This window comes from Pseudomonas sp. MWU16-30316, assembly GCF_020515645.1.
GTDB classification, from domain to species: domain Bacteria; phylum Pseudomonadota; class Gammaproteobacteria; order Pseudomonadales; family Pseudomonadaceae; genus Aquipseudomonas; species Aquipseudomonas cerasi.
Genome location: NZ_JAIZAZ010000004.1, coordinates 297,850 through 324,048, shown reverse-complemented (window position 1 = coordinate 324,048; position 26,199 = coordinate 297,850). Strand labels below are relative to the sequence as shown.

At 60.9% G+C, this 26,199-nt stretch carries 19 protein-coding genes and 2 pseudogenes; 8 read left to right on the top strand and 13 right to left on the bottom strand.

Annotated elements, in window-relative coordinates:
• The first annotated feature begins 136 nt into the window (after positions 1–136).
• Entirely contained in the window at positions 137–1,519 is a 1,383-nt protein-coding gene (locus LCH65_RS16175; RefSeq protein ID WP_096106092.1) for a NorM family multidrug efflux MATE transporter, read from the top strand.
• 12 nt (positions 1,520–1,531) lie between these two features.
• Here the strand turns inward: LCH65_RS16175 and LCH65_RS16170 are convergent, their stop codons facing one another.
• A complete protein-coding gene (locus tag LCH65_RS16170; RefSeq protein ID WP_054082312.1) occupies positions 1,532–3,196 on the bottom strand; it encodes a bifunctional diguanylate cyclase/phosphodiesterase in 1,665 nt (554 codons plus the stop codon).
• A gap of 204 nt (positions 3,197–3,400) precedes the next feature.
• Here LCH65_RS16170 and rep point away from each other — a divergent pair, with 204 nt between their 5' ends.
• Both rep and LCH65_RS16160 read left to right on the top strand, forming a co-directional pair.
• Positions 3,401–5,410, top strand: coding sequence for a DNA helicase Rep (rep, locus tag LCH65_RS16165; protein WP_003401585.1), 2,010 nt, complete (start codon positions 3,401–3,403; stop codon positions 5,408–5,410).
• A 51-nt stretch (positions 5,411–5,461) separates the two neighbouring features.
• Entirely contained in the window at positions 5,462–6,031 is a 570-nt protein-coding gene (locus LCH65_RS16160; protein WP_044309668.1) for a xanthine phosphoribosyltransferase, read from the top strand.
• 769 nt (positions 6,032–6,800) lie between these two features.
• Here the strand turns inward: LCH65_RS16160 and LCH65_RS16155 are convergent.
• The gene (locus tag LCH65_RS16155; protein ID WP_003435145.1) at positions 6,801–8,120 is read right to left on the bottom strand and encodes a sigma-54-dependent Fis family transcriptional regulator; all 1,320 of its coding nucleotides are present in this window, start codon (positions 8,118–8,120) and stop codon (positions 6,801–6,803) included.
• Between the two features lie 264 nt (positions 8,121–8,384).
• On the opposite strand from LCH65_RS16155, the gene LCH65_RS16150 reads away from it, so the two are divergent.
• The 3 genes from LCH65_RS16150 to LCH65_RS16140 are packed head-to-tail and all read left to right on the top strand — an operon-like array spanning position 8,385 to position 11,355.
• Positions 8,385–9,269, top strand: a complete 885-nt coding sequence (locus tag LCH65_RS16150; RefSeq protein WP_003435144.1) for an MBL fold metallo-hydrolase — start codon at positions 8,385–8,387, stop codon at positions 9,267–9,269.
• 27 nt (positions 9,270–9,296) lie between these two features.
• Positions 9,297–10,550 (top strand): FAD/NAD(P)-binding oxidoreductase, encoded by a 1,254-nt coding sequence (locus LCH65_RS16145; protein WP_226439616.1) that lies wholly within the window; start codon positions 9,297–9,299, stop codon positions 10,548–10,550.
• Positions 10,543–11,355, top strand: coding sequence for a sulfite exporter TauE/SafE family protein (locus tag LCH65_RS16140; RefSeq protein WP_096120435.1), 813 nt, complete (start codon positions 10,543–10,545; stop codon positions 11,353–11,355). Before LCH65_RS16145 ends, LCH65_RS16140 begins: the two co-directional genes overlap by 8 nt.
• Before the next feature lie 267 nt (positions 11,356–11,622).
• On the opposite strand, the gene LCH65_RS16135 is transcribed toward LCH65_RS16140, so the two are convergent.
• The 6 genes from LCH65_RS16135 to dibA all read right to left on the bottom strand — a co-directional run bounded on the left by LCH65_RS16135 (position 11,623) and on the right by dibA (position 17,869).
• Positions 11,623–12,603 (bottom strand): sulfate ABC transporter ATP-binding protein, encoded by a 981-nt coding sequence (locus LCH65_RS16135; protein ID WP_002551393.1) that lies wholly within the window; start codon positions 12,601–12,603, stop codon positions 11,623–11,625.
• A gap of 2 nt (positions 12,604–12,605) precedes the next feature.
• Positions 12,606–13,478 (bottom strand): sulfate ABC transporter permease subunit CysW, encoded by an 873-nt coding sequence (gene cysW, locus LCH65_RS16130; protein WP_002551394.1) that lies wholly within the window; start codon positions 13,476–13,478, stop codon positions 12,606–12,608.
• A 13-nt stretch (positions 13,479–13,491) separates the two neighbouring features.
• A complete protein-coding gene (gene cysT, locus LCH65_RS16125) occupies positions 13,492–14,313 on the bottom strand; it encodes a sulfate ABC transporter permease subunit CysT (protein WP_003367677.1) in 822 nt (273 codons plus the stop codon).
• 95 nt (positions 14,314–14,408) lie between these two features.
• Positions 14,409–15,419: a sulfate ABC transporter substrate-binding protein gene (locus LCH65_RS16120; RefSeq protein WP_003435137.1), complete on the bottom strand. Its 1,011-nt coding sequence runs from the start codon at positions 15,417–15,419 to the stop codon at positions 14,409–14,411.
• Between the two features lie 149 nt (positions 15,420–15,568).
• Positions 15,569–15,748 carry a sulfur starvation response protein OscA gene (oscA, locus tag LCH65_RS16115; RefSeq protein WP_003367675.1) on the bottom strand — a complete coding sequence of 60 codons (180 nt, stop codon included), beginning with the start codon at positions 15,746–15,748 and terminating at the stop codon, positions 15,569–15,571.
• A 201-nt stretch (positions 15,749–15,949) separates the two neighbouring features.
• Positions 15,950–17,869, bottom strand: coding sequence for a phosphodiesterase DibA (gene dibA / locus LCH65_RS16110; protein WP_003435135.1), 1,920 nt, complete (start codon positions 17,867–17,869; stop codon positions 15,950–15,952).
• A gap of 153 nt (positions 17,870–18,022) precedes the next feature.
• On the opposite strand from dibA, the gene desA reads away from it, so the two are divergent.
• Positions 18,023–19,207: a delta-9 fatty acid desaturase DesA gene (desA, locus tag LCH65_RS16105; protein ID WP_003367671.1), complete on the top strand. Its 1,185-nt coding sequence runs from the start codon at positions 18,023–18,025 to the stop codon at positions 19,205–19,207.
• A gap of 129 nt (positions 19,208–19,336) precedes the next feature.
• On the top strand, positions 19,337–20,335 hold the full coding sequence (locus LCH65_RS16100) for a sensor domain-containing diguanylate cyclase (protein ID WP_032609721.1): 999 nt from the start codon (positions 19,337–19,339) through the stop codon (positions 20,333–20,335).
• Positions 20,336–20,539: 204 nt separating this feature from the next.
• Here LCH65_RS16100 and LCH65_RS16095 read toward each other — a convergent pair.
• From LCH65_RS16095 to LCH65_RS16075, 5 genes and pseudogenes are all read right to left on the bottom strand, one after another.
• Positions 20,540–21,202, bottom strand: a pseudogene (locus LCH65_RS16095) (urea ABC transporter substrate-binding protein); the annotation flags it as partial.
• Between the two features lie 103 nt (positions 21,203–21,305).
• Positions 21,306–22,688 (bottom strand): HDOD domain-containing protein, encoded by a 1,383-nt coding sequence (locus tag LCH65_RS16090; RefSeq protein ID WP_058416979.1) that lies wholly within the window; start codon positions 22,686–22,688, stop codon positions 21,306–21,308.
• A gap of 156 nt (positions 22,689–22,844) precedes the next feature.
• Positions 22,845–24,125: a 4-aminobutyrate--2-oxoglutarate transaminase gene (gabT, locus tag LCH65_RS16085; protein WP_058416978.1), complete on the bottom strand. Its 1,281-nt coding sequence runs from the start codon at positions 24,123–24,125 to the stop codon at positions 22,845–22,847.
• Positions 24,126–24,304: 179 nt separating this feature from the next.
• Entirely contained in the window at positions 24,305–25,747 is a 1,443-nt protein-coding gene (gabD, locus tag LCH65_RS16080) for an NADP-dependent succinate-semialdehyde dehydrogenase (RefSeq protein WP_003367662.1), read from the bottom strand.
• Positions 25,748–26,075: 328 nt separating this feature from the next.
• Positions 26,076–26,156, bottom strand: a pseudogene (locus LCH65_RS16075) (LysE family translocator); the annotation flags it as partial.
• Positions 26,157–26,199: the final 43 nt, after the last annotated feature.

The following is a 26,199-nucleotide window of genomic DNA, read 5'->3' as shown; positions in this document are numbered from 1 at the left end:
CTTTACTGCAAATGCTGAAAATTGCTTCAGATGAGTTTTAGTCATGCTGAGCATCGGATTTATCGTTTTGTGTTTAGTCGAGCAACTGCCCAGAATACGTCGCTCAATCGTCCCTTTGCCGTAGAGCACCGTCACCATGCAGCCGTCCGCCCTCAAAGAACTCTGGATCATCCTGCGCCTGGCGGGGCCGCTGATTGCGTCACAGATGGCGCACATGCTGATGGTCTTCACCGACACCGTGATGATGGGCAAGATCGGACCGGAGGCTTTGGCGGGCGGTGGTCTGGGCGCTGCCACGTACAGCTTTGTGTCGTTTTTTTGCGTCGGTGTGATGGCAGCGGTCGGTACGCTGGTCTCGATCCGTCACGGTGCTGGTGACGCTGAAGGCGCGACCCGTCTGACCCAGGCCGGTCTGTGGCTGGCCTGGGGCATGGCGCTGGTTGCCGCGCTGTTGCTGTGGAACCTCGAACCCATCCTGTTGCAGTTCGGTCAGGCCGAAGCCAACGTGCATATGGCTGCTCAATTTCTGATCACCCTGCCCTTCGCCCTGCCCGGCCTGCTCAGCTTCATGGCATTGCGTGGCTTCACCAGCGCACTGGGTCGCGCGGGGCCGGTGATGACCATCAGCCTGGCCGGTGCGGCAGCGAACTTCGTGCTCAATTACGCATTGATCCATCAATGGCTGGGGCTGCCCAGCCTCGGGCTGATGGGGATCGGGCTGGTCACCGCGATCGTCACCAACTGCATGGCCCTGGCCCTGGCGCTGCATATCAGGTGGCATCCGGCGTACGCGGCGTACCCGATCAGAAAGGGGCTTTCGAAACTGTCGCGCAGTCACCTGGGCGAGCTGTGGCGGCTCGGTCTGCCGATTGGCGGCACCTATGCAGTGGAAGTCGGCCTGTTCACCTTTGCCGCGTTCTGCATGGGTGCGATGGGCAGCACGCAGATGGCGGCGCACCAGATCGCCCTGCAGACCGTGTCCATGGCGTTCATGGTTCCGGTGGGGATGTCCTATGCGGTCACCATGCGTATCGGCCAGCATTATGGCGCGGGCAACCTGGTGATGGTGCGCATGGCCGGTCGTCTGGGCATCGGTTTTGGCGGCTGTGTGATGCTGATGTTCGGGCTGCTGTTCTGGCTGGCACCGCATCTGGTCATCGGTCTGTTTCTGGATATCAACGACCCGGCGTTTGCCGAGATCGTCGTACTGGCGGCAAAACTGCTGGCCATTGCCGCCCTGTTCGAGTTCTTCGACGGCACCCAGACCATTGCCATGGGCGCCATTCGTGGGCTCAAGGATGCACGCACCACCTTCCTGATCGGCCTGGGTTGCTACTGGCTGATCGCCGCGCCTGCCGCGTGGTTGCTCGGTTTCTCTACCGATGCCGGCGCTTCGGGCGTGTGGTGGGGGCTGGCGCTGGGCCTGTTCTGCTCGGCCGTGGCGCTGACCTACGCGTTCGAATGGAAGACGGCTCGGTTGTTACGTCGGGACGCGGCCGGGGTCGCGGTGCCGGGCTGATCCGGCGCACCGTCACCCGGATCTGGATGTATCTGCGTGCACGGCTTGCGAGCGCAGATAGGTCACCAGTTCTTCCACCGGCAGTGGCCTGCTGATCAGATAGCCTTGCACCTGATTGCAGCCGAAACTGCGCAGCAACTCCAGTTGCCCGGCGGTTTCCACACCTTCGGCGACTACTTCCAGGTTCAGGTTGTGCGCCAGATTGATCATGGCGTTGACCAGCTTGCGGTTCTCTTCGCGTAACTCCATCTGCGCGACAAAGCCCATGTCGATCTTGAGCAGCGCGATGGGCAGACTGTTGAGGTGCATGAACGACGAATAGCCGGTGCCGAAATCATCCAGCGAAAAGCGCACGCCCAGTTGCCGCAATGCGTCCATGGTCTGCCGGACCTGGTCGCTGCGCCGCATGACGGCGGTTTCGGTCAGTTCGAATTCCAGCCAGCGCGCGTCGACATCGTGTTCCGCGATGAGGCGATTCAAGGTCGGCAGCAGCTGACTGTCCTGAAACTGCCGGAACGACAGATTGATCGCCATGTGCAGTGGGGCAAAGCCTTGTTCGCGCAGGGCCTGCATGTCACGCAGTGCGCGGAAGATGACCCAGTAGCCGAGCGGCACGATCAGGCCGCTTTGCTCGGCCAGTGGCACGAATTCGCTGGGCGGCAGCAGCCCGCGTTCCTGATGGCGCCAGCGCACCAGCGCTTCCAGGCCGACAATACGCCCGCTGTCCAGGCACAGGCGCGGCTGGTAATGCAGTTCCAGCTCATCGCGGCGCAAGGCGCGTCGCAGTTCACCTTCCAGATCGGCGAGGCTGCGGGCGTTGCGGTTGATGCGCTCGTCGAACAGGTGATAGGTACAGCCCTGCATGCTCTTGGCCTGACGCATGGCGATATGCGCATGCCACATCAGCGGGTCGGCTTCGGGCTGGGCTTGCGAATGCGCAATGCCCAGGCTGCAACCCAGCAGCAGGCTTTCGCCATCGACCCAATAGGGTTCGGCCAGCACGTCAGTGATACGTTCGGCCATTTGCAGGGCACGTTCGGGGGTTGCTCGGGTGTCAATCAACAGGGCGAATTCGTCGCCCCCCAGGCGGGCGATCTGATCACCGGCATCGAGCTGGTTTTTCAAGCGCGCCACGACTTGCAGGATCAGCCGGTCACCGGCCTGATGCCCCAGTGCATCGTTGGCGCGGCGAAAATTGTCCAGGTCCAGATGCCCCAGCGCCACACTGCCGCCTTCGCTCAAGCGCGCCGAGAGCAGCGCCTGAAATCCCTGGCGGTTGGCGATGCCGGTCAACGGGTCCTGGCCGACCAGGCGTCGCAGGCTGTCTTCCAGGCGACTGCGCTCGTGGACATAGCGCAGGCAGCGCCGAAGCGTGTCACCGGTCAAGGCATCGCGCACCAGCCAGTCACTGACGCCGGTCGGTCCGACCAATGGTTCGGTCTCGAGCAGCACCACGGTAGGCAACAGGCAGGCCCCGGTCCTGGGCTGCAGATCAGGGGTGGTCAGCAGCACGGTATTGCGCTCGTTAGCATATCGGGCGCTGAAAACGTCCCAGTTCGCGCCATGCAGAAGTATCACGTTGCTTCCCGGCGCAGTGAGGCAGCCGCTAAGCAGCGCCTGCCAGAAGGGCTCGTGCGCCAATAACAGCAATCGCAAGGGTTCGACAGGTGTAGGCAATCTAACTTCCTAAGTGCAAAGGAAAAACCGGTGGCCGCACTCTCGCAGGAGCGCGACAAATACACGTATCGCGCGTCGCGGCGCAAATGTAACAAAAACAGAAGAATTAGATAGCTGTCACTGTCCGACGACGATGAGCACTGCACAAAACCGTGGGCCTGTTAAAATGCCCGACCTTTTTTGCAGACGACTCTTCATACCGCCATGTCCCGACTCAATCCCCGGCAGCAGGAAGCCGTGAACTACGTCGGCGGCCCTCTTTTGGTGCTCGCCGGTGCCGGTTCCGGCAAGACCAGCGTGATCACCCGCAAGATCGCGCATCTGATCCAGAACTGCGGTATTCGTGCCCAGTACATTGTCGCCATGACCTTCACCAACAAGGCCGCGCGCGAGATGAAAGAGCGGGTCGGCACGCTGCTCAGAGGCGGCGAAGGACGTGGCCTGACGGTTTCGACCTTCCACAACCTGGGTCTGAACATCATCCGCAAGGAGCACACGCGGCTGGGCTACAAACCGGGCTTCTCGATCTTTGACGAGACCGACGTCAAGGCGCTGATGACCGACATCATGCAGAAAGAGTATTCCGGCGACGACGGCGTCGACGAAATCAAGAACATGATCGGCTCATGGAAAAACGACCTGATCCTGCCCGCCGAGGCGCTGGAAAACGCCCGCAACCCCAAGGAACAGACTGCCGCCATCGTCTACACCCACTATCAGCGCACGCTCAAGGCGTACAACGCGGTGGACTTCGACGATCTGATTCTGTTGCCGGTCAAGCTGTTCCAGGAACACGCTGACATCCTGGAAAAGTGGCAGAACAAGGTGCGTTACCTGCTGGTGGACGAATATCAGGACACCAACGCCAGCCAGTACCTGCTGGTGAAGCTGCTGATCGGCACGCGCCATCAGTTCACCGTAGTAGGCGACGACGACCAGTCGATCTACGCCTGGCGTGGTGCGCGGCCGGAAAACCTCATGCTGCTCAAGGACGACTACCCGTCGTTGAAAGTGGTGATGCTGGAGCAGAACTACCGCTCGACCAGCCGAATCCTGCGCTGCGCCAACGTGCTGATCTCCAACAACCCGCACGCCTTCGAAAAACAACTGTGGTCCGAGATGGGCCACGGCGACGAGATCCGCGTGATCCGCTGCCGTAACGAAGACGCCGAGGCCGAGCGGGTGGCCATGGAAATCCTCACCCTGCACCTGCGCACCGACCGCCCGTACAGCGATTTCGCCATCCTCTATCGCGGCAACTACCAGGCCAAGCTGATCGAGCTGAAATTGCAGCACCACCAGGTGCCGTATCGACTGTCGGGCGGCAACAGCTTCTTCGGCCGCCAGGAAGTGAAGGACCTGATGGCCTATTTCCGGCTGCTGGTGAACCCGGACGACGATAACGCCTTCCTGCGGGTGATCAACGTTCCGCGTCGCGAGATCGGCTCGACCACGCTGGAAAAGCTCGGTAATTACGCCACCGAGCGCAAAGTGTCGATGTACGCCGCCACCGACGAGATCGGCCTGGGCGAGCATCTGGACAGCCGATTCACCGACCGTTTACAGCGCTTCAAGCGCTGGATGGACGGCGTGCGTCAGCAGTGCGCGCAGAACGATCCCATCGCCGCGCTGCGCAGCATGGTCATGGACATCGATTACGAGAACTGGCTGCGGCAGAACAGCTCCAGCGAAAAGGCTGCCGATTACCGGATGAGCAACGTCTGGTTCCTGATCGAGGCGTTGAAAAACACGCTGGAAAAGGACGAAGAAGGTGGCATGACCATCGAGGAAGCCATCGGCAAGCTGGTCCTGCGCGACATGCTCGAACGTCAGCAGGAAGAGGAAGACGGTGCCGAAGGTGTGCAGATGATGACCTTGCACGCCTCCAAGGGTCTGGAATTCCCTTACGTGTTCATCATGGGCATGGAAGAAGAAATCCTGCCACACCGCTCCAGCATCGAGGCCGACACCATCGAAGAAGAGCGCCGCCTGGCCTACGTGGGCATCACCCGCGCACGGCAGACCCTGGCCTTCACCTTCGCCGCCAAGCGCAAGCAGTATGGTGAAATCATCGACTGCGCGCCAAGCCGCTTTCTGGATGAGCTGCCCCCGGACGATCTGGCCTGGGAAGGCAATGACGACACACCGACGGAAGTCAAAGCGGTTCGCGGCAACACTGCGCTTGCCGACATTCGCGCCATGCTGAAACGCTAGCCGACACAATATTGATCATTTATTGCGCAATGGCGCAGCCAAGGAATTGAAGTGGAAGCACTGCACAAGAAAATTCGCGAAGAAGGCATCGTATTGTCCGATCAGGTGCTCAAGGTCGATGCGTTTCTCAACCATCAGATCGACCCGGCCCTGATGAAGGAAATCGGCGACGAATTCGCCCGACTGTTCGCCGACGCTGGCGTGACCAAGATCGTGACCATCGAAGCTTCCGGTATCGCGCCGGCAGTCATGGCAGGCTTGAAAATGGGCGTGCCGGTGATCTTCGCCCGCAAGCACCAGTCTCTGACCCTGACCGAAAACCTGCTGTCGGCGACCGTGTACTCGTTCACCAAGCAGGTGGAAAGCACCGTGGCCATCTCGCCGCGCCATCTGAGCAGCGACGACAAGGTGCTGATCATCGATGACTTCCTGGCCAACGGCAAAGCTTCGCAGGCGCTGATCTCGATCATCAAACAGGCCGGCGCCACGGTAGCTGGGTTGGGTATCGTGATCGAGAAGTCCTTCCAAGGCGGCCGCGCCGAGCTGGACGCCCAGGGCTATCGCGTTGAATCCTTGGCGCGGGTCGAGTCTTTGGCCGGTGGGGTTGTGACGTTCAAGTAAGCCCCTCGAGGGCGGACGCAGAGCGTCCGGAAAAGGCATGCGACGCGGAGCGCCGCACGATAGTTGTGATGATCGTTCCTCACGCTCCAGCGTGGGAATGCAGGTCTCGACGCTCTGCGTCGTCAAGAGGACGCAGAGCGTCCGGAAAGGCATGCGACGCGGAGCGCCGCACGATAGTTGTGATGATCGTTCCTCACGCTCCAGCGTGGGAATGCAGGTCTCGACGCTCTGCGTCGTCAAGAGGACGCGGAGCGTCCGGAAAGGCATGCGACGCGGAGCGCCGCACGATAGTTGCGATGATCGTTCCTCACGCTCCAGCGTGGGAATGCAGGTCTCGACGCTCTGCGTCGCCAAGAGGACGCGGAGCGTCCGGAAAGGCATGCGACGCGGAGCGCCGCACGATAGTTGCGATGATCGTTCCGCACGCTCCAGCGTGGGAATGCAGTTCTCGACGCTCTGCGTCGCAAGAGGACGCGGAGCGTCCGGAAAGGCATGCGACGCGGAGCGACGCACGATAGTTGCGATGATCGTTCCTCACGCTCCAGCGTGGGAATGCAGGTCTCGACGCTCTGCGTCGTCAAGAGGACGCGGAGCGTCCGGAAAGGCATGCGACGCAGAGCGCCGCACGATAGTTGCGATGATCGTTCCTCACGCTCCAGCGTGGGAATGCAGTTCTCGACGCTCTGCGTCGTCAAGAGGACGCGGAGCGTCCAGAACGGTATGCGACGCGGAGCGCCGCACGATAGTTGTGATGATCGTTCCTCACGCTTCAGCGCGGAATCCCTAGGGCACGCAAACGTCGGTACAGGGTGCGTTCGCTCAGTCCCAGCTCTCTGGCCAGCTCACTGCGCGAGCCATTGAACACTCGCAGTGCATGGGCGAGTTTCTCCAGGCCGTCGTCCTGCTGGCGGTACTTCACACCACCCGCTTCGCCCTGGCCGCGCACCTCGACGGGCAGGTCCTGCGCGCGAATGATGCCGTCGTCGGTAAATAAACGGGCGCGTTCGAGTATGTTGCGCAGCTCGCGAATGTTGCCGGGGTAACTGTACAAACTCAGCAGCTTCATGGCCTCGGCGTCGACACGCGGAGCAGCGCCGGGCGCGATGCGTTGCAGCAGGCTGTCGATCAGCAGCGGCAGGTCATCACTGCGTTCACGCAGGGCCGGCAGGCGAATCGGAAAGGCGCTGATGCGGTAAAACAAATCCTGACGAAAGCTGCCGTCGGCGACCATCTCCCGGAGCGGTTTGTGCGTGGCCACCACCAGCCGAAAATCCGAGTGCACCGTGCGCAGGCTGCCCACCGGACGAAAACTGCCCGATTCGATCAGCCTCAACAGCTTGACCTGCATGGCCAGCGGCACCTCACCAATCTCATCAAGAAACAGCGTCCCGCCATGAGCGGCTTCAGCCAGACCGGTCTTGCGCTGCAATGCGCCCGTGAATGCGCCCTTCTCATAGCCGAACAGCTCGCTCTCCAGCAGTGTTTCGGTAAGTCCGGTGCAATCGACCACCACCAGCGGCCCGGCGGACCTGGCGCTGCTGGCGTGCAGTGCGCGCGCGAACAATTCCTTGCCGGTGCCCGACTCGCCCTGCAGTAACACCGGAATCTGCGCGGGCGCCGCACGTTGCAGAGCGCTCAGCACCTCCTTGAACGCCGCCGAGCGCCCCACCAGCCCGTGTTGCTGCGGCTGGACGGATGCCACCGCCACCGAGCTCAGTCGCTCGACATAAGCGATCACCTCACCCTGATCATCGAGAATCGGCCGCAGCTCGACATCCACATGCTCCGGGCCGCGCGGAGTGTGATGAATGTGCAGCAGACGCTCCGGAAGCCGTGTTTCATGGGCCTTGCGCATCGGGCAATGCTCGCCGGCCTGATCGCACGGCACCGCAAACTGATGCGACACCCGATAACACTTCTCGCCCACATGCGGCGTGCCTTCGACGCCGAACTGGCGCTGGTAGGCGGTGTTGGCGGCAATGATGTTGTAGTCGGTGTCGAGCACGATGGTCGGTCGCAGATCATGTTCGAGGTATGACACCAGCGACTGCATGCGACTGCCGGGAAAATCGGTGGCGATGAGGTTCATGGGGGCTCCTGTGGGCTGGGCGCAGCTTAACCCATCCGTCTGCCAGCGTGTGCCATGGACTGCCAAATGACTGCCAGAATGTGGCAGTCCGCAGGTTTGTCAGTTGATCCAGGTGCTCTTAAAGAATTCCTAATGCCTTTATTTACTGGGCTGAACAGGCTTTGCAGTGATTGGCATGGTTATTGAGACATCATGGCAACGACTGCCAAACGTCCGGCCTGGCCAAACGGGCCTTGAGGCGATTTACAGCCATGGGAATTGCACATGATCATCGGTGAAAAACTCCATGTCGAAGCGCTCTTCGACACGCATACCTGGACCATCAGCTATCTGGTGATGGACCTGCACAGCAAGCAATGTGCGCTGATCGACAGCGTGCTCGATTACGACCCCAAGTCCGGCCGCACCAGGACCGAGTCTGCCGACCGGATGATCGAACGCGCGCAGGCGCTGGGCGCCTCGGTGCAGTGGATTTTCGAAACCCACGTGCACGCTGATCACCTCTCGGCAGCGCCGTATCTGAAACAGAGGCTGGGTGGGCAAATTGTCATTGGCAGCCACATCACCGCCGTGCAGGAAACCTTCGGCACGCTGTTCAACGCGCCGCCTGACTTTGCGCGCAATGGCAGCCAGTTCGATGTGCTGCTGGAAGACAACGCGTCTTTCGCCCTCGGCACGCTTGAGGTCAAGGCCATGCACACGCCCGGGCACACGCCGGCGTGCATGAGTTACCTGGTGCAAGTCGGTGACGCCACGGTCGCGTTTGTCGGCGATACGCTGTTCATGCCTGATTACGGCACCGCCCGGTGTGACTTCCCGGGGGCCGATGCGCGCACGCTGTATCGCTCGATCAAGAAACTGCTGGCGCTGCCGCCGGAGACCCTGCTGTTCATGTGCCACGACTACCTGCCCAATGGCCGTGAGCTGAAATACATGACCACGGTTGCCGAACAGCGCGCCAGCAATATCCATGTGCACGACGGTGTGGATGAAGACGCGTTCGTCGGCATGCGCGAAGCCCGCGACGCGACGCTGGACATGCCGGTGCTGATGCTGCCTGCGGTGCAGGTCAACATGCGCTGCGGACACTTTCCCGAGCCGGAAGACAACGGCGTCGTCTACCTGAAGATCCCGCTCAATGCCCTTTGACCGCTGCCCGCCTTGGGAAACCCTGTGATGAATGCTTCGACAACAACCTGTCAGATCCTGATCGTCGGTGGCGGTGCTGCCGGTATCGCCACTGCCGCAAGCCTGCTCGCCCGCGACGCTACCCTGCAAATCACTTTGGTCGACCCCGCCGATACCCATTATTACCAGCCCGGCTGGACCATGGTCGGTGCGGGGATTTTCACCCCGCAGTCGACGGCGCGCAGCATGGCTTCGCTGATTCCAAAAGGCGTGCATTGGATCAAGGCTGCAGTAGCGACCTTCGAGCCGCAGCACAATGCGCTGACGCTGGGCGACGGCCGCGTGCTCGGTTATCAGCAACTGGTGGTCTGCCCCGGCCTGAAGCTGGACTGGTCGGCCATCGACGGGCTGGTGGAAACGCTCGGGGCCAATGGCGTGACCTCCAACTATCGCTATGACCTGGCGCCCTACACCTGGAAGCTGGTGCAGAACCTGAAACAGGGCCGCGCGCTGTTCACTCAGCCGCCCATGCCGATCAAGTGCGCCGGTGCGCCACAGAAGGCGATGTACCTGTCCTGCGATCACTGGTTGAAAAGCGGCCGTCTCGCGCAGATCGATACGCAGTTCTACAACGCCGGTGGCGTGCTGTTCGGTGTCGCCGACTATGTGCCAGCGCTGATGAAGTACGTCGAGCGCTACGCCATCGACCTCAGGTTTAGCCATCGGCTGGTCGCCGTCGACGGGCCTGGCAAGCGTGCTACGTTCATCCGCATGCAGGCCGATGGCAGCAGCGAGACCGTCGAGCAAAGCTTCGAAATGTTGCACGTAGTGCCGCCGCAGATTGCCCCCGACTTCATCCGCAGCAGCCCGCTGGCCGATGCCGCAGGCTGGGTGGACGTGGACCCTGCCACGCTGAAGCACCGCCAGTTCGCCAATGTGCATGGCTTGGGCGATGTCACCAATACCAGCAATGCCAAGACCGCTGCAGCGGCACGCAAGCAGGCGCCGGTGGTGGCCAACAACGTGCTGGTCGCGCTGGGTCGTCGGGGTGAATCCGCTGTGTATGACGGTTATGGCTCGTGCCCGTTGACGGTCGAGAAAGGCCGCATTGTGCTGGCCGAATTCACCTATGGCGGCAAGGTCGCGCCGAGCTTTCCGCGCTGGCTGCTGGAGGGTCGCCAGCCGACCCGACTGGCCTGGTGGTTGAAAGCGCGAGTGCTGCCCGCGCTGTACTGGCATGGCATGCTCAAGGGCCGTGAATTGCTGGCCAAACCGAAAAAGGCTGACACCCGGCATGGATGAGCATCAGTTACTGGGCGTTGGTCTGGGAACCATCATCGGCATGGTACTGGCGCTGACCGGAGCGGGGGGCGGCATTCTCGCCGTGCCGCTGCTGGTCTTCGGTCTCGGTCTGTCGATTGTCGAAGCGGCACCTGTCGGTCTGCTGGCCGTAGGGCTGGCGGCGGGGATCGGTGCGGTGTTGGGGCTGCGCCAGGGCATCGTGCGCTATCGCGCGGCCGGGTACATCGCGTCCATTGGTGTACTGATGGCGCCTCTGGGCCTGTGGCTCGCTCATCGACTGCCCAATACGCCGCTGGCCTTGGTCTTTTCGGTTGTGCTGCTGTACGCCTGTGGACGCATGTTCATCAGGGCCAGCCGCGAATTGCGCCACGGAAAGCCGGCGCCGCGCGCAGAGATCCTGCCCTGCGTGCTCAACCCGTTGCAGGGCCGCCTGCGCTGGACCATGCCCTGCCTGCGCGCACTGACGCTGACCGGCGTGGGCTCCGGGTTGCTGTCTGGTTTGTTGGGGGTGGGCGGCGGGTTCGTGATCATTCCGGCGTTGACCCGCTACAGCGACCTGGACATGAAGAGTGTCGTGGCGACGTCACTGGCGGTGATCGCCCTGGTTTCGATGGGCAGCGTTATCACCGCGTCACTGAGCGGGGTAATGCACTGGGCGGTTGGTGCGCCGTTTGCGCTGGGTGCAGTCGTCGGCCTGATCATCGGCAGACAAGTCGCCCGCTACCTCGCCGGCCCACGCCTGCAACAACTGTTCGCCGTATGCGGCATCGTCGCGGCGTTCATGCTGGCGTTGTCCGTGCGATAACAGCCCGAGGACGCAGAGCGTCCAGAAAGGCATTCCCACGCGGAGCATGGGAACGATAAAAATCGTGAAGCGACTACCGTGCCAACGCGGAGCGCGGGAATGATGGAAGTCGTGAGGTGACTATCGTGCCAATGCTCCGCGTTGGCATGCAGTTCGTGACGCTCTGCGTCACATGCCCGTGCTGACACCGCGCACTCAAGATCGGACGCAGAGCGTCCAGAAAGGCATTCCCACGCGGAGCATGGGAACGATAGCTGGAGGGCGGGCTTAAAGCTTCTGCCAGACCTTCGGTTTGAAGAACAGCGTCTCGCCCTTGGCCAAGCCCACCAGGCTGTCGTGGTCTTTCACCACTTCGGCCTCGATCAGTTCGCTCTGCCCTTCCACTTTCAGGGTGACCCGCGTCGTCGCGCCCAGTGGGCGGATGTCGCGGACTTCGGCGGCGTGGTGGTCTTCGATTTCCTGGCGGGACAGCGACACCTCATGCGGACGGAACAGCAGGTGACCCTCCTCGCCCAGGCTCAGGCGATTGGAGTCGCCGAGGAAGTGGTAGACGAAGTCGTTGGACGGGTTCTCGTAGACCTCGCCCGGCGAGCCGATCTGCTCGATCACACCCTTGTTCATCACCACGATGCGATCGGCCACTTCCATGGCCTCTTCCTGATCGTGAGTCACGAACACCGAGGTCAGGTTAATGTCCTCGTGCAGGCGCGCCAGCCAGCGACGCAGCTCCTTGCGGACCTTGGCGTCCAGCGCCCCGAACGGCTCGTCCAGCAGCAGCACTTTTGGCTCGACCGCCAGGGCGCGGGCCAGGGCGATGCGCTGGCGCTGTCCACCCGACAGTTGCTCCGGATAACGGTCGGCCAGCCAGTCCAGCTGCACCATGTTCAGCAGCTCATGGACCTTCTCGGCGATCCGTGTCTCGTTCGGGCGCTCGCGTTTGGGCTTCATGCGCAGGCCGAACGCGACGTTATCGAACACCGTCATGTGGCGGAACAGCGCGTAATGCTGGAACACGAACCCGACGTTGCGATCACGCACGTCGTGACCGGACACATCCTCGCCATGGAACACGATGCTGCCGTCATCCGGGGTTTCCAGACCGGCAATGATGCGCAGCAGGGTGGTCTTGCCGCAGCCTGACGGGCCGAGCAACGCCACCAGCTCGCCACTCTGGATGTCCAGACTGATGTTGTTCAGGGCCTTGAAGGCGTTGAAGTTCTTGCTGACGTTACGGACTTCGATCGACATGATTATTCCTCCGCCGCGTTATGGCGCAGACGGTTAATGCGGGATTCGCTCCACTGCTTGAGCAGCAGGATGAACAGCGCCAGGATCAGCAACAGGCTCGCCACGGCAAAGGCGGCAACGTGGTTGTACTCGTTGTAGAGGATTTCGACGTGCAGCGGCAGGGTGTTGGTGACGCCGCGAATGTGCCCGGAAACCACCGACACCGCGCCAAACTCACCCATCGCCCGTGCCGTACACAGCACCACGCCGTAGATCAGGCCCCATTTGATGTTCGGCACCGTGACGTGCCAGAACATCTGCCAGCCATTGGCGCCCAGCAGCCGTGCGGCCTCTTCTTCCTGAGTGCCCTGCTCCTGCATCAGCGGGATCAGCTCACGCGCAACGAACGGCACGGTGACAAAGATGGTCGCCAGCACGATACCCGGCAGAGCGAAGACGATCTGGATGTCGTGATCCTGCAACCACGGCCCGAACAGCCCCTGCGCACCGAACATCAGCACGTAAACCAGACCGGCGATGACCGGCGACACCGAGAACGGCAGGTCAATCAGCGTGACCAGAATGCTCTTGCCACGGAACGAGTATTTGCTCACGCACCATGCGGCGCTGACGCCGAACACCAGATTGAGCGGCACCGAGATCAGTACCGCAATAACCGTCAGCTTCAACGCCGAGAGCGCGTCCGGCTCGAGGATCGCGGTAAAGAACGCGCCCAGACCGTTTTTCAGGCCCTGGGACACCACGATGAACAGTGGCAGCCCCAGAAACAGGACGAACACCAGCCAGCACAGGCCGATCAGAATGCGTCGCGACACCGCGCTGCCACGACGGGCGGCGTTGGCAGAGGCGGCGGCTGAAACAGATGAATAAGACATGTTCTGCGCCTCCTCAGGATGGGGTTTCAATGCGCCGCTGCAGCAGGTTGATCAGCAGCAGCAGAATGAAGGACACCACCAGCATCATCACGCCGATAGCGGTTGCGCCGGTGTAGTCGTACTGGTCGAGCTTGACCATGATCAGCAGCGGCAGGATCTCGGTTTTCATCGGCATGTTGCCGGCGATGAAAATCACCGAACCGTACTCGCCCACGCCACGGGCAAACGCCAGGGCGAAGCCGGTCAGCCAGGCAGGCAGCAACGCCGGTACGAGGATGTGGCGAAACACCTGTAACGGACGCGCGCCCAGGCAGGCAGCGGCCTCTTCGACTTCCTTGGGGATATCGGCCAGCACAGGCTGCACGGTGCGCACCACGAACGGCAGGGTGACGAAGGTCAGCGCCAGGGTGATACCCAGCGGGGTGTAGGCGATCTTGAAACCCAGATCAGCCGCGAACTGGCCGACCCAGCCGTTGGGCGCGTACAGCGCTGTCAGGGCGATACCGGCCACTGCGGTGGGCAGGGCGAATGGCAGATCGATCATCGCATCGATGACCTTGCGCCCGGGGAAGGTGTAGCGCACCAGCACCCAGGCCAGCAGTGTGCCGATCACACCGTTGATGAGGGCTGCGTAAAAGGCGGTGCCGAAGCTCAGCTTGAGTGCCGCGATCACGCGTGGTGCCGTGATGATGGTCCAGAACTGATCCCAGGTGAGCTGCGCGGCATGTACGAACATGGCGGCGAGCGGTATTAGCACAATCAGACTGAGGTACACCAAGGTGTAGCCCAGCGTCAGCCCGAAGCCGGGTATGACGGGGGAGATACGACGCGACATAAAAGTCCCTGGTTTCACTTGCACGAAGCCCGGAGGTTAATCCGGGCTGTTTGGCCAAGCCTGCGATGGCGCTCGGGCGGCATCCTCATTTCGGCTTATTGCGCCTGATAAATCTGGTCGAAAACGCCGCCGTCATTGAAAAACTTCGGCTGCGCAGTTTTCCAGCCACCAAAGTCTTTGTCGATAGTCACCAGATCGAGTTTCGGGAATTGCTTCTCGTACCTGGCGGCCACTTCGGCATCACGTGGACGATAGAAGTTTTTCGCAGCAATTTCCTGACCTTCCTTGCTGTACAGGTGCTTGAGGTATTCAGTCGCGATTTCGGTGTTGCCCTTCTTCTCGGCGTTCTTGTCGACCACGGCGACAGGAGGTTCGGCAAGGATCGACAGCGAAGGTACGACGATGTCGAACTTGTCCTTGCCGCCGTCTTCTTTCAACGCCAGGAACGCTTCGTTTTCCCACGCCAGCAGCACGTCACCCTGACCGTTGTTGACGAAGGTGATGGTCGAACCGCGTGCGCCGGTATCCAGGATCGGCACGTGCTTGAACAGCGTCTGCACGTATTCCTTGGCCTTGGCTTCGTCACCGCCGCCCGCTTTCAGGCCGTAGGCCCAGGCGGCCAGGAAGTTCCAGCGCGCACCGCCGGAGGTTTTCGGGTTGGGTGTGATCACCGAGACGCCTTCCTTGGTCAGGTCGCCCCAGTCCTTGATGCCTTTCGGGTTGCCCTTGCGCACCAGAAACACGATGGTCGAGGTGTACGGCGTGCTCGCGTCCGGCAGACGGGTCTGCCAGTTTTCGGGCAGCGTCTTGCCGAGCCTGGCGATTTCGTCGATATCACCGGCCAGTGCCAGGGTCACTACGTCAGCGCGCAGGCCATCAATCACGCCACGCGCCTGCTTGCCCGAGCCGCCGTGGGATTGCTTGATCTCGACCTTGTCGTCCGGATGGGATTTTTTCCAGAAATTGACGAATTCTGCGTTGTAATCCTGGTACAGCTCGCGGGTCGGATCGTAGGACACGTTGAGCAGTTCGTAATCCTTGGCGACAGCCGAGCCTGCGAAAACAGCACTGGCGAGAGCCGCCAGCGCAAAACGGCGAATGGACATAGATTGAAGCTCCTGGAAATGCTGTGTGTTGGCTTTTTTGATTTCTTGGCGCGTCAGAACGGCATTCGCACGGGCGCGTTGCTGTTTTTCAGGGGGGTATCAGGAGTCAGGATGAAACCCTCCGGTTGACCAGTCGGGTGATTGCCGCTTCAGTTCTGCTTGGCAGGGTTCTGCAAACGAAACTTTTCCTTGCGCTCGATCTGCACCACCTGTGCGTTGTGCACGGTGATTTCGACGGCACCAAAACGCAGGTCACGCAACGCACTCTGAATTTCACGCAGAATGGCTGCTTCGTCCTGACCGTCAACACTACGTAGAGATGCGCTCATTGTCTTAATCCTTGAGAAGTGAGGGGCCTGCCGTCGCGACTGGGGGCGATGGCGTATGGCGGTGAGGCAATAATAGTGAGGTGCGGATATTCTTAAAAAGACTATTTAAGAATGCAGATATAACCAAAAAGACTTTATAAGGGTGGGAGCCACTCAGGGTGCATTGCACACCCTGACCCGCGTTATCAGTGAGGGCCTGAACTAGTTGAACGCGGGCGCGTGCGTCCAGTCAATCGACTGTGCCGCCATGGGCCGGGCAAACCAGTAGCCTTGGCCCAACTCGCAACCGTTGCTTAACAGGAATGAAGCCTGACTGGCGTGTTCGATCCCCTCCGCCAGTACACGCATGCCCAGGCTCGAAGCCAGCGCGATGACCGTCCGTACAATCGCGATGTCATCCACGTCGCCCGGCAGCCCGGCCACGAAACCCTGGTCGATCTTGAGCTTCTGCACCGGCATGCTCTTGAGCCGCAGCAGCGATGAGTAGCCTGTGCCGAAGTCATCGATGGCCAGACTCAGGCCCAGTTCACGCAGGCGATGCAATTGCTTGATGGCCTGTTCAGGGTCCTCCATGACGGCACTTTCAGTGACTTCCAGCTCAAGAAATGCCGGATCGAGGCCGGTCTCGTTCAAGACCTCAGCCACTCGCCGATCGACATCACCACGACTGAACAGGCGGCTGGACACGTTGACCGCGACGGACGCAATCGAGACGCCTTCTGCCAGCCATGCCTGCATTTGCCGACAGGCAGTATTCAATACCCAGGCATCGATATCGGCGATGAGCCCGTTCTGCTCGGCAATCGGGATGAAATCGCCGGGCGAAACCATGCCACGAGTCGGGTGCTGCCAGCGCACCAGCGCTTCGACCGCGCAAATACGTCCGGTTACCAGGTCGTAAACCGGTTGGTAGAACACCCGCAATTGGTCCTGCTCGATGGCCTGGCGCAGCTCGCTGGCCAGTTGCACCCGTTGCTGGGCGTGGGCGGTCAGCTCTTCGGTGTACAGCGCAAATCCTTCGCGGCCATCGGTCTTGGCCTTGAACAGCGCCGAGTCGGCATTGCGCAACAATTGCTCGGCCGTCAGCGCGTCACCGGGAAACAGGCTGATACCGATACTGGCAGTGACGAACAACTGATGCCCGCCAATCGGGTACGGCGCTTTGAAGGCATTGATCACCTGCTGCGCGAGCGCTGCGGCATGCACCATGTGCGTACAGTTTTTGACCAGCAGCGCGAATTCGTCACCGCCCAGCCGCGAGACCGTCATACCGCTATCGGCCAGCGCATTGAGACGTTCGGCTGCCGCCTTGAGCACTTCGTCGCCGATGTTATGGCCAAGGCTGTCGTTGATGTTTCTGAAGTTGTCCAGGTCGACCACCAGCAGCGCACAGCCGCGCTTGCTGGAGCGCGCCGAGGTCAGCGCCTGGCTGATACGGTCGGTCAGCAGCAGACGATTGGGCAACTCGGTCAGCGCATCGTAATGGGCCAGTTGCGCCAGCTCCTGCTCGGAGCGCTTGATGGCCGTGATGTCGGAAAACACCGCCACAAAATGCCTGGCCTGCCCGTCTTCACCCTTGATGCAGCGGATGGTTTGCCATTGCGGATAGATCTCGCCGCTTTTGCGCCGGTTCCAGATCTCTCCGCTCCACTGCCCGGCACTCTGCAGTGAGTGATACATCTGCCGATAAAACTCGGGGCCATGACGACCGGACTTGAACTTGCTGGGGTTGAAACCCAGCACCTCGTCGGCCTGATAGCCAGTGATGTCCACAAACGCACGATTTACATGGACAATACGCCCTTCGGCATCACTGACCAGCACGCCCTCACGCGTACTGTCGAACACCACCGCCGCCAGCAGCAGCCGGTCATAGTCCTGTTGTTGGCGCTCGAACAGCGCTTCGCCGCCGACGATGGCCTTCAATTTGTCACGTGCAATGAAGATCATGACGGTGCTGAGCAACGCCCAGCCGTAACCGATCATCTGTTGTCCGACGGACAGTCGAGCCGGATCCTTGACGAAAAAAGACAGCAGGGCGCTGCCTGTCGCGAACCACAGAATCGACAGCAGCCCATACAGAACGGCGGTTCGCAGCGCGTTACGGGAATAATCGGACATAAAAAACCGAGCCTTACGAAAGGTCTTGATTATAAAGCAAGAAACATCCTGCGACGCTTATCTGCAAGGGTGACTGGTTTTCTGAGCCATGTCAGTGATAATGCCGTTGCGACTTTTTTCTTCACAGGTATTTCTACGAGGGCCAAACAGCCTATGTGGTACAACGGTTTGCTCGACCTTTCCGTCTGGCAGTTAATAGCGGTCACGCTGGTCATGACCCATATAACGATCATTGGCGTTACGGTCTATCTGCACCGCTATTCAGCCCACCGCTCCCTGGAGCTCAATGCGGGTCTGAAACACTTCTTCCGCTTCTGGCTGTGGCTGACCACTGCCCAGAACACCCGCGAGTGGACAGCCATCCACCGCAAACACCACGCAAAATGCGAAACCGTCGACGACCCGCACAGCCCGGTCGTCAAGGGTCTGTCTACGGTACTGCGCAAGGGCGCAGAGCTGTACCGCGAGGAAGCGCAGAACCAGGACACCCTGCGGATCTACGGCAAGAACTGCCCGGAAGACTGGATCGAGCGCAATCTGTACTCGCGCTACAAGCTGCTGGGCATCGCTTTGATGGCGGTCATCGACGTGGCGCTGTTTGGCGCGCTCGGTATCACGGTCTGGGCCGTGCAGATGATGTGGATTCCCTTCTGGGCTGCCGGTGTGGTCAATGGGCTGGGTCATGCGGTCGGCTATCGCAACTTCGAGTGCCGCGATGCAGCCACCAATCTGGTGCCGTGGGGCATCGTGATCGGCGGCGAAGAACTGCACAACAATCACCACACCTACCCCAACTCGGCCAAGCTGTCGGTCAAGCCCTGGGAGTTCGACATGGGCTGGGCATGGATCAAAGTGTTCAGCTTCTTGGGTCTGGCCAAGGTCCAGCGGGTCGCGCCTATCGCCCATCGGGTCGAAGGCAAGGGCCATATGGACATGGACACCGCGATGGCGATCCTCAACAACCGTTTCCAGATCATGGCGCAGTACCGCAAGCTGGTCATCGCGCCGCTGGTTACTCAGGAACTCGGCAAGGCCGACGAGTCGGTGCGTCATCAGTTCCGTCGTGCCAAGCGCCTGCTGTCGCGTGAGACCAGCCTGCTCGATGACAGGCATCACCTGCGCATCCAGACCATGCTGGAACACAGCCATGCGCTGAAAGTGATCTACGAAAAACGCCTCGCGTTGCAACAGATCTGGGTCAAGACCAGCAGCAACGGTCACGACATGCTGTCGGCCATGAAAGAGTGGATTCACGAGGCCGAAGCCAGCGGCATTCAGTCCCTGCGCGAGTTCGCCGACCAGCTGAAAACCTACTCGCTACGCCCCGCACACGCCTGAACCGTTGATCGGCGCGCCATCCCCTGGCGCGCCGGTCCCGGAACTTATCCCCTCCCCGTCTATCTCATCAACTTTCCCGCCAATCGGGATAGGGCGCCTTACTGGCCGTAAACGTTTGAGATGGTTCTTATGGAAAAGCAGCCTTTCACTTCCCTACCCGGCTCACCGATCACTGATATGCCCGCAGCCGCAGAAACCCTGTTAGCCCTGATGCACGCTCAGGCAGAAGTCGCACGTCTGAGCGAGCGCGAACAATTGTTCAGCTCGTTGCTGGTGAGCGTGAACGCTGTCTTGTGGGCGTTCGACTGGGAAACCCAGCACATGATCTATGTCAGCCCGGCCTACGAGCGCATCTTCGGTCGTTCGGCGGGCCTGCTGCTGGCTGACTACAGTGAGTGGCGCGACAGCATCTACCCCGATGACCTGAACTACGCCGAGCGCAGCCTGAACGAGGTCATCGAGAAAGGCTCGATCGAGGACCGCGAGTACCGGATCATTCGTGCGGATGGCGAAGTACGCTGGCTCAGCGATAAATGCTTCGTCAGTCATCGCGCCGACGCCAGCCAGCGTCTGATCGTGGTGGGCATCGCCGAAGACATCACCGAGAAGAAGCACCTCGAGGATGAGCTGCAACGCCTGGCGACCACCGATGTGCTGACCCAGAGCAGCAACCGCCGGCACTTTTTCGAATGCGCCCAGCGCGAGTTCGAACTGGCTCGCCTCAACGGTACGCCGCTGGCGTTTTTGCTGCTGGACATCGATGACTTCAAGCTGGTGAACGACACCTACGGCCATCAGGAAGGCGATACCGTGCTGCAACGCATCGCCGAAAGCGGTCGTTCGGCATTGAGGCGTGGTGACCTGTTCGGGCGTATCGGTGGTGAAGAGTTCGCCGCAGTATTCCCCGGCTGCGCGCCGGACATGGCCATGCAGATCGCCGAGCGCCTGCAGCGTGAGATCCAGCGTCAGAATTTCCAGTCCGGCGGCACCACCTTCAGCATCACCGCCAGCCAGGGCCTGACCAACCTGGGCGCGGACGACCCAAGCCTCGAAACCCTCTACGGCCGCGCCGACGCCGCGATGTATCAGGCCAAGCGCCAGGGCAAGAACCAGATCGTACTGGTCTGAAATGCCTTCTCGAATGTAGAAAGCACGACTGGCCCCTTCGCGAGCAAGGCGGATCGCCGCCCCGGTCGCTCCCACAGGAGCACGAGGTATATTGTGGGAGCGAGCTTGCTCGCGAAGACGGTCTGCCTGATCAGAAAATCTTCAGTGGTTGTACCGGCCCCTTCGCGAGCAAGTGCGCACACAGCATCAAGCCCTGTGGGAGTCTGCGGTGCCCTGTAGGAGCGGACTTGTCCGCGAAGAGGGCGGTACATTCAATGCATTGGCTGCGTTTGGAAGATAGCTTTCGCGAGCAAGCTCGCTCCCACGGGAGCGCACACAGCATCAAGCCCTGTGGGAGTCTGCGGTGCCCTGTAGGAGCGGACTTGTCCGCGAAGAGGGCGGTACATTCACTGCGTTGGCTGCGTTTGGAATATAGCTTTCGCGAACAAGTTCGCTCCTACGGGAGTACGCGGTACCTTGTGGGAGCGAGCTTGCTCGCGAAGAGGCCGGTACAGTCGATGGATTTTTTGCGTCAGGAATACCGCCTTCGCGAACAAGTTCGCTCCTACGGGAGTACGCGGTACCTTGTGGGAGCGAGCTTGCTCGCGAAGAGTCCGGTGCAGTCGATGGCTTTTCTGCGTCAGGAATACCGCCTTCGCGAACAAGCTCGCTCCTACAGGAGTACGCGGTGCCCTGTAGGAGCGGACTTGTCCGCGAAGAGGGCGGTACATTCACTGCGTTGGCTGCGTTTGGAATATAGCTTTCGCGAGCAAGCTCGCTCCTACAGGAGTACGCGGTACCTTGTGGGAGCGAGCTTGCTCGCGAAGAGTCCGGTGCAGTCGATGGCTTTTCTGCGTCAGGAATACCGCCTTCGCGAACAAGTTCGCTCCTACGGGAGTACGCGGTATCTTGTGGGAGCGCGCACGGCATGACGCCCTGAGGGAGCGGCTGGGCGGCGATTCGCCTTGCTCGCGAAGGCGTCGGTCGGGTTTTACTTCTCGGGCGAACCCTGAGCAGCGGCTGCCGGATCCTCGATTGCAGCAGGCTCTTCAGCAGGTGCCTCAGGTGCCACGTCGAGCAACCCATCTTCGACCGCCTCGGCAGCCACCTCAGTTTCGGTCGTCAGCGGCCTCAGCAAACTCGGATCCGTCACCCCCGTCAGCTTCTTGCGCAGGCGCTGCAAGTCACCGACGCTGAGCTTCAACAGTTTGGCCGACTTGGTCTTGATCAGCGTGGTGACACTTTCTTCCTCGCCCAGGCGCGCCATCTGCCCCGCCAGGTTCATTGCCAGCACTTCGCGCGTGTAGATGCCGGTGTTGTACTGATACACCGCAGCGATCAGCTCACGCAGTTCCAGCGGCAAACGCCAGCGGGTGCGCAGAGCAGAACCGAAGGCAGCGGAATACTGTTCCAGAGACTGCCCGATCACCTGCTCATCCAGTTGGCCGCCAGCCAGCAGCCACTCCTGCAGACAACCCAATACCGCCAGGTCACCCAGCGACTGCAACAACCCGGCGCTGAAGCAGCGCTCTGCATCCAGCTCCAGCATGCCGCCCAGAATGCGTGCGTAATCTGCCGTGCGCTGCGACAGGCTCCAAAGCTCATGGGCCTTGGCCAGCAACGCATCATTGGTCAGCACCGCCATACGCTTTTTGGCCAGGCCTGACGCGATATTGGCACCCTGCACCGGCCCGAGAATGGCCAGCGCCCCGCCCATGGTCTGGATCGGCTTGCCCAGATGCTGCGCCGCCGTATTGGCCGCTGCGATCAGTACTGCCGTGATGTGCGGATCGTTGCGCAGCTCCTGCTCCAGCAAGGCGGCGTCGATGCCGCTGGCGGTCTGGCTGAGCGTCACCGCCGTGGCGACATCGACGAACAGCGGCGCGCCATCGGCTATATCACGGCGTTTGTCGAGAAACTTGGTCAGGGTCAGGCCCGGCGTCAGCGCGGGCACCGCACCCGCAGCCGGGGCGCTGCGTTCCAGCAACAGGCCTTCAAGGCGCTGGCGCAACCCTTCAGTATTCAGTGGTTTGGTCAGGTAGGCAGTCGGCGCCAGCGGCACGACTTCACGCACGCTGGCGCTGTCATTGCGATTGCTGATCAGAATGAACGGGATGGCGGGCTGACGACGCAGATTGCGCACGCCCCGCAGCAGGCTCAGGCCATCGATCCCCGGCAGCTCGCGGGCGGCGATGATCAGGTCCGGCAGGTGTTTTTTCATCCACTCGACGGCCTGTTTGCCATCGGTGCACATCTCCAGCTCGATATCCGCACGCACGTCCAACACCAGGTCGCTAAGCGTCTCGCGAACCCATGGATCAGACTCGGCTATCAGTACGCGAGGAACGGCGGGCAAAACTACAGCGGTCATCATGACTCTCCGATGTCAATGCGATCACCTTAGCCAATGCAAACGTCCGGATATACCCAAAACAGCGAAATACCCTGCTCAAACGCAAAAAAAACCCGTCGAAACGGGCTTTTTTTGTCTGTTTGGTCATAAATTAATCAATTCATGACTTCACACTTTTTACGCGATTTCAGCAAAGCATTCGTCGAGAATGGCCAGGCCGCGGTTCAGCAATTCGTCTTCGGCAGTCAACGGCACCAGCACGCGCAACACGTTGCCGTAAGTACCGCAGGACAGCAGAATCAGACCCTTGTCACGCGCCTTGGCAACCACCTGAGCCACGGCAGCGGCGTTAGGCTTGTGCGAATCGCCGTCTTCGAACAGCTCGACAGCGATCATCGCACCCAGCGCACGCACTTCACCGATAATCGGGTACTTGGCCTGCATCGCCTTGAGCGAGGTCACCAGACGTTCACCAACTGCCTTGCAGCGCTCCAGCAGGTGCTCTTCTTCGAAGATGTCCAGCACCGCCAGCGCCGCGGCACAGGCCACCGGGCTACCGGCATAGGTGCCGCCCAGACCGCCGGGTGCGATGGCGTCCATGTACTCAGCCTTGCCGCACACGCCCGCCAGCGGGAAGCCGCCTGCGATGGACTTGGCGAAAGTAGTCAGGTCAGCCGCAACGCCCATCTGCTCCATCGCGAAGAACGTGCCGGTACGACCCGCGCCGGTCTGCACTTCGTCAGCGATCAGCAGAATGCCGTGCTTGTCGCACAGCTCGCGCAGACGCAGCATGAAGGCCTTCGGCGCCACGTAGAAACCACCTTCGCCCTGAACCGGCTCAATGATGATTGCAGCGATGTCCTTGGGCTCGGCGTCGTTCTTGAAGATGCGCTCGATGCTGGCGATGGAATCGTCAACGCTCACGCCATGCAGTTCGCACGGGTACAGCGCACGGAAGATACCGCCCGGCATCAGGCCCATGCCGGCCGAGTAAGGCACGACTTTGCCGGTCAGGCCCAGGGTCATCATGGTGCGGCCGTGGTAAGCGCCGGTGAAGGCGATAACGCCCGCACGACCGGTCGCAGCACGGGCGATCTTCACGGCGTTTTCCACCGCTTCGGAACCGGTGGTCACCAGCAGGGTTTTCTTGTCGAAATCACCCGGCACTTTGGCGTTGATCTTCTCGCACAGCTCGACGTAAGGCTCGTAGGCCAGCACCTGGAAGCAGGTATGGCTCAGCTTGGTCAGCTGCTCTTGCACAGCGGCGATGATCTTCGGGTGCAGGTGACCGGTATTCAGAACGGCAATGCCGCCCGCGAAGTCGATGAATTCACGACCTTCCACGTCGGTAACGGTCGCGTTCTTCGCCGAAGCTGCGAAGATCGGGTGGATCTGACCAACGCCACGTGGGACGGCTGCATGGCGGCGTTGCATCAGGGATTCGTTAGTCTTGCTCATGTATTCCTCATTCGCCGCTCATCGGTCGGCGTGGGTCAAGGATCAAGCGGACCGGATCAACTGCGGCAGCATACGATGATCGACTGCTGCAGCCTTCAGGCCACCAGGAAACTGCGGTGCAACAAAAGCCGATGACACGTCGCTCTCGCGCGCCATCGGCTGCAATACCCGAGCGTCGGTCAGACCGACAGGCAGAGGTATTTGATTTCCAGATAATCTTCGATGCCGTACTTGGAGCCTTCACGGCCCAGGCCGGACGACTTGATACCGCCGAACGGTGCCAATTCGTTGGAGATCAGGCCGGTATTGATACCCACCATGCCATATTCCAGCGCCTCGGCAACACGGAACACGCGGCTCATGTTCTGCGCGTAGAAGTACGACGCCAGACCGAACTCAGTGTCGTTGGCCATCGCGATCACTTCAGCCTCGTCCTTGAAGCGGAACAGCGGGGCCAGCGGACCAAAGGTTTCTTCCCGGGCCACGGCGGCATCTTTCGACACGTTGACCAGAATGGTCGGTTCGAAGAACGAGCCTTCCAGGCTGTTGCCACCGGTCAGCACGGTTGCGCCCTTGCTGACGGCGTCGGCGATATGTTCCTTGACCTTGGCCACTGCCTTGTCGTCGATCAACGGGCCGGTGGTGACGCCTTCTTCCAGGCCGTTACCGATCTTCAGCTTGCCGACCGCCGCCTTGAGCTTCTCGGCGAACGCGTCATACACCGCGTCCTGCACGTAGATGCGGTTGGCGCACACGCAGGTCTGGCCGTTGTTGCGGTACTTGGAGATCATCGCGCCTTCGACTGCCTTATCGAGGTCGGCATCGTCGAACACGATGAAAGGCGCGTTACCGCCTAGCTCCAGCGACACCTTCTTGATGTCCTTGGCGCATTCAGCCATCAGCTGGCGACCAATGTCGGTCGAGCCGGTGAAGGACAGTTTGCGCACGATCGGGTTGCCGGTCAGCTCGGCACCGATATCGCCTGCGCTGCCGGTCACCACGCTGAACACACCAGCCGGGATACCCGCACGCTCGGCCAGTTCAGCCAGGGCCAGTGCCGAGAACGGCGTTTGCGACGCAGGCTTGAGCACCATGGTGCAGCCCGCCGCCAGTGCCGGACCGGCCTTGCGGGTGATCATCGCTGCCGGGAAGTTCCACGGGGTGATCGCCGCCGTCACACCAATCGGCTGCTTGAGCACGATCAGACGCTTGTCCGGCTGGTGACCGGGGATCACATCGCCATAGACGCGCTTGGCTTCTTCAGCGAACCACTCGATGAACGACGCGGCGTAGGTGATCTCGCCCTTGGCTTCAGCCAGTGGCTTGCCCTGCTCCAGCGTCATCAGCAGACCCAGATCGTCCTGGTTCTCGATCATCAGCTCGAACCAGCGGCGCAGCTTGTTGCCACGCTCCTTGGCGGTCAGCGCACGCCAGGCCGGCAGCGCCTTGTCAGCCGCCTCAATCGCCCGGCGCGTCTCGGCTGCGCCCATTTTTGGCACAGTCCCGAGGATCTCGTTGTTGGCAGGGTTGTTGACCTTGATCGACTGACCACCGTCCGCGTCCAGCCACTGGCCGTTGATGTAGGCTTGCTGGCGGAACAGTGTGGAATCTTTGAGCTGCATGTCGGCCTCCTAAACAGCATCGCCCGAGAGGCGACGCGAACAATTGATATCGATGCACCCCATTTGGAAGCCATCGTCAGGAAAACATTCCATCGGGTTCCAGCGCTGCGCAACGCATGAAGGCAGGAAGACCGAACAAGAGCGTTTGAAATCTCAAACGAATCCTAGGCATTGCGGGGGGAAAGGACAATAGCCCGTTCGAAAAAAAGAACGCGCGCAAAGAGGTGTGTGGTTTTTTGATCAGCGACGAACCTGAACGCAAGGCAGCCGCAGTGTGATCAGGCAGCGCATAAAAGCCGTGAGCGACCACTGAGCAACCGGCGAAGGTCACGATCAACCTCAAGGCATTGCCGAACGACCCGATCATCGTCCTGGCCGGGTCGTGGCTGATCGACTTCGACAGCGGCATGACCACCGCAGGGCCCGGCGCAGGTTTTAACCCACGCCTGTAG

What these genes read in the sequence shown, in the direction of transcription:
- LCH65_RS16155 (WP_003435145.1), bottom strand. Translation starts at nt 8,120, where the DNA reads ATGAACCTCATCGCCACCGATTTTCCCGGCAGTCGCATGCAGTCGCTG.
- cysW (WP_002551394.1), bottom strand. Translation starts at nt 13,478, where the DNA reads ATGTCTTATTCATCTGTTTCAGCCGCCGCCTCTGCCAACGCCGCCCGT.
- gabT (WP_058416978.1), bottom strand. Translation starts at nt 24,125, where the DNA reads ATGAGCAAGACTAACGAATCCCTGATGCAACGCCGCCATGCAGCCGTC.
- cysT (WP_003367677.1), bottom strand. Translation starts at nt 14,313, where the DNA reads ATGTCGCGTCGTATCTCCCCCGTCATACCCGGCTTCGGGCTGACGCTG.
- LCH65_RS16175 (WP_096106092.1), top strand. Translation starts at nt 137, where the DNA reads ATGCAGCCGTCCGCCCTCAAAGAACTCTGGATCATCCTGCGCCTGGCG.
- LCH65_RS16140 (WP_096120435.1), top strand. Translation starts at nt 10,543, where the DNA reads ATGGATGAGCATCAGTTACTGGGCGTTGGTCTGGGAACCATCATCGGC.
- LCH65_RS16145 (WP_226439616.1), top strand. Translation starts at nt 9,297, where the DNA reads ATGAATGCTTCGACAACAACCTGTCAGATCCTGATCGTCGGTGGCGGT.
- LCH65_RS16150 (WP_003435144.1), top strand. Translation starts at nt 8,385, where the DNA reads ATGATCATCGGTGAAAAACTCCATGTCGAAGCGCTCTTCGACACGCAT.
- LCH65_RS16135 (WP_002551393.1), bottom strand. Translation starts at nt 12,603, where the DNA reads ATGTCGATCGAAGTCCGTAACGTCAGCAAGAACTTCAACGCCTTCAAG.
- gabD (WP_003367662.1), bottom strand. Translation starts at nt 25,747, where the DNA reads ATGCAGCTCAAAGATTCCACACTGTTCCGCCAGCAAGCCTACATCAAC.
- LCH65_RS16120 (WP_003435137.1), bottom strand. Translation starts at nt 15,419, where the DNA reads ATGTCCATTCGCCGTTTTGCGCTGGCGGCTCTCGCCAGTGCTGTTTTC.
- rep (WP_003401585.1), top strand. Translation starts at nt 3,401, where the DNA reads ATGTCCCGACTCAATCCCCGGCAGCAGGAAGCCGTGAACTACGTCGGC.
- LCH65_RS16100 (WP_032609721.1), top strand. Translation starts at nt 19,337, where the DNA reads ATGGAAAAGCAGCCTTTCACTTCCCTACCCGGCTCACCGATCACTGAT.
- desA (WP_003367671.1), top strand. Translation starts at nt 18,023, where the DNA reads ATGTGGTACAACGGTTTGCTCGACCTTTCCGTCTGGCAGTTAATAGCG.
- dibA (WP_003435135.1), bottom strand. Translation starts at nt 17,869, where the DNA reads ATGTCCGATTATTCCCGTAACGCGCTGCGAACCGCCGTTCTGTATGGG.
- oscA (WP_003367675.1), bottom strand. Translation starts at nt 15,748, where the DNA reads ATGAGCGCATCTCTACGTAGTGTTGACGGTCAGGACGAAGCAGCCATT.
- LCH65_RS16090 (WP_058416979.1), bottom strand. Translation starts at nt 22,688, where the DNA reads ATGATGACCGCTGTAGTTTTGCCCGCCGTTCCTCGCGTACTGATAGCC.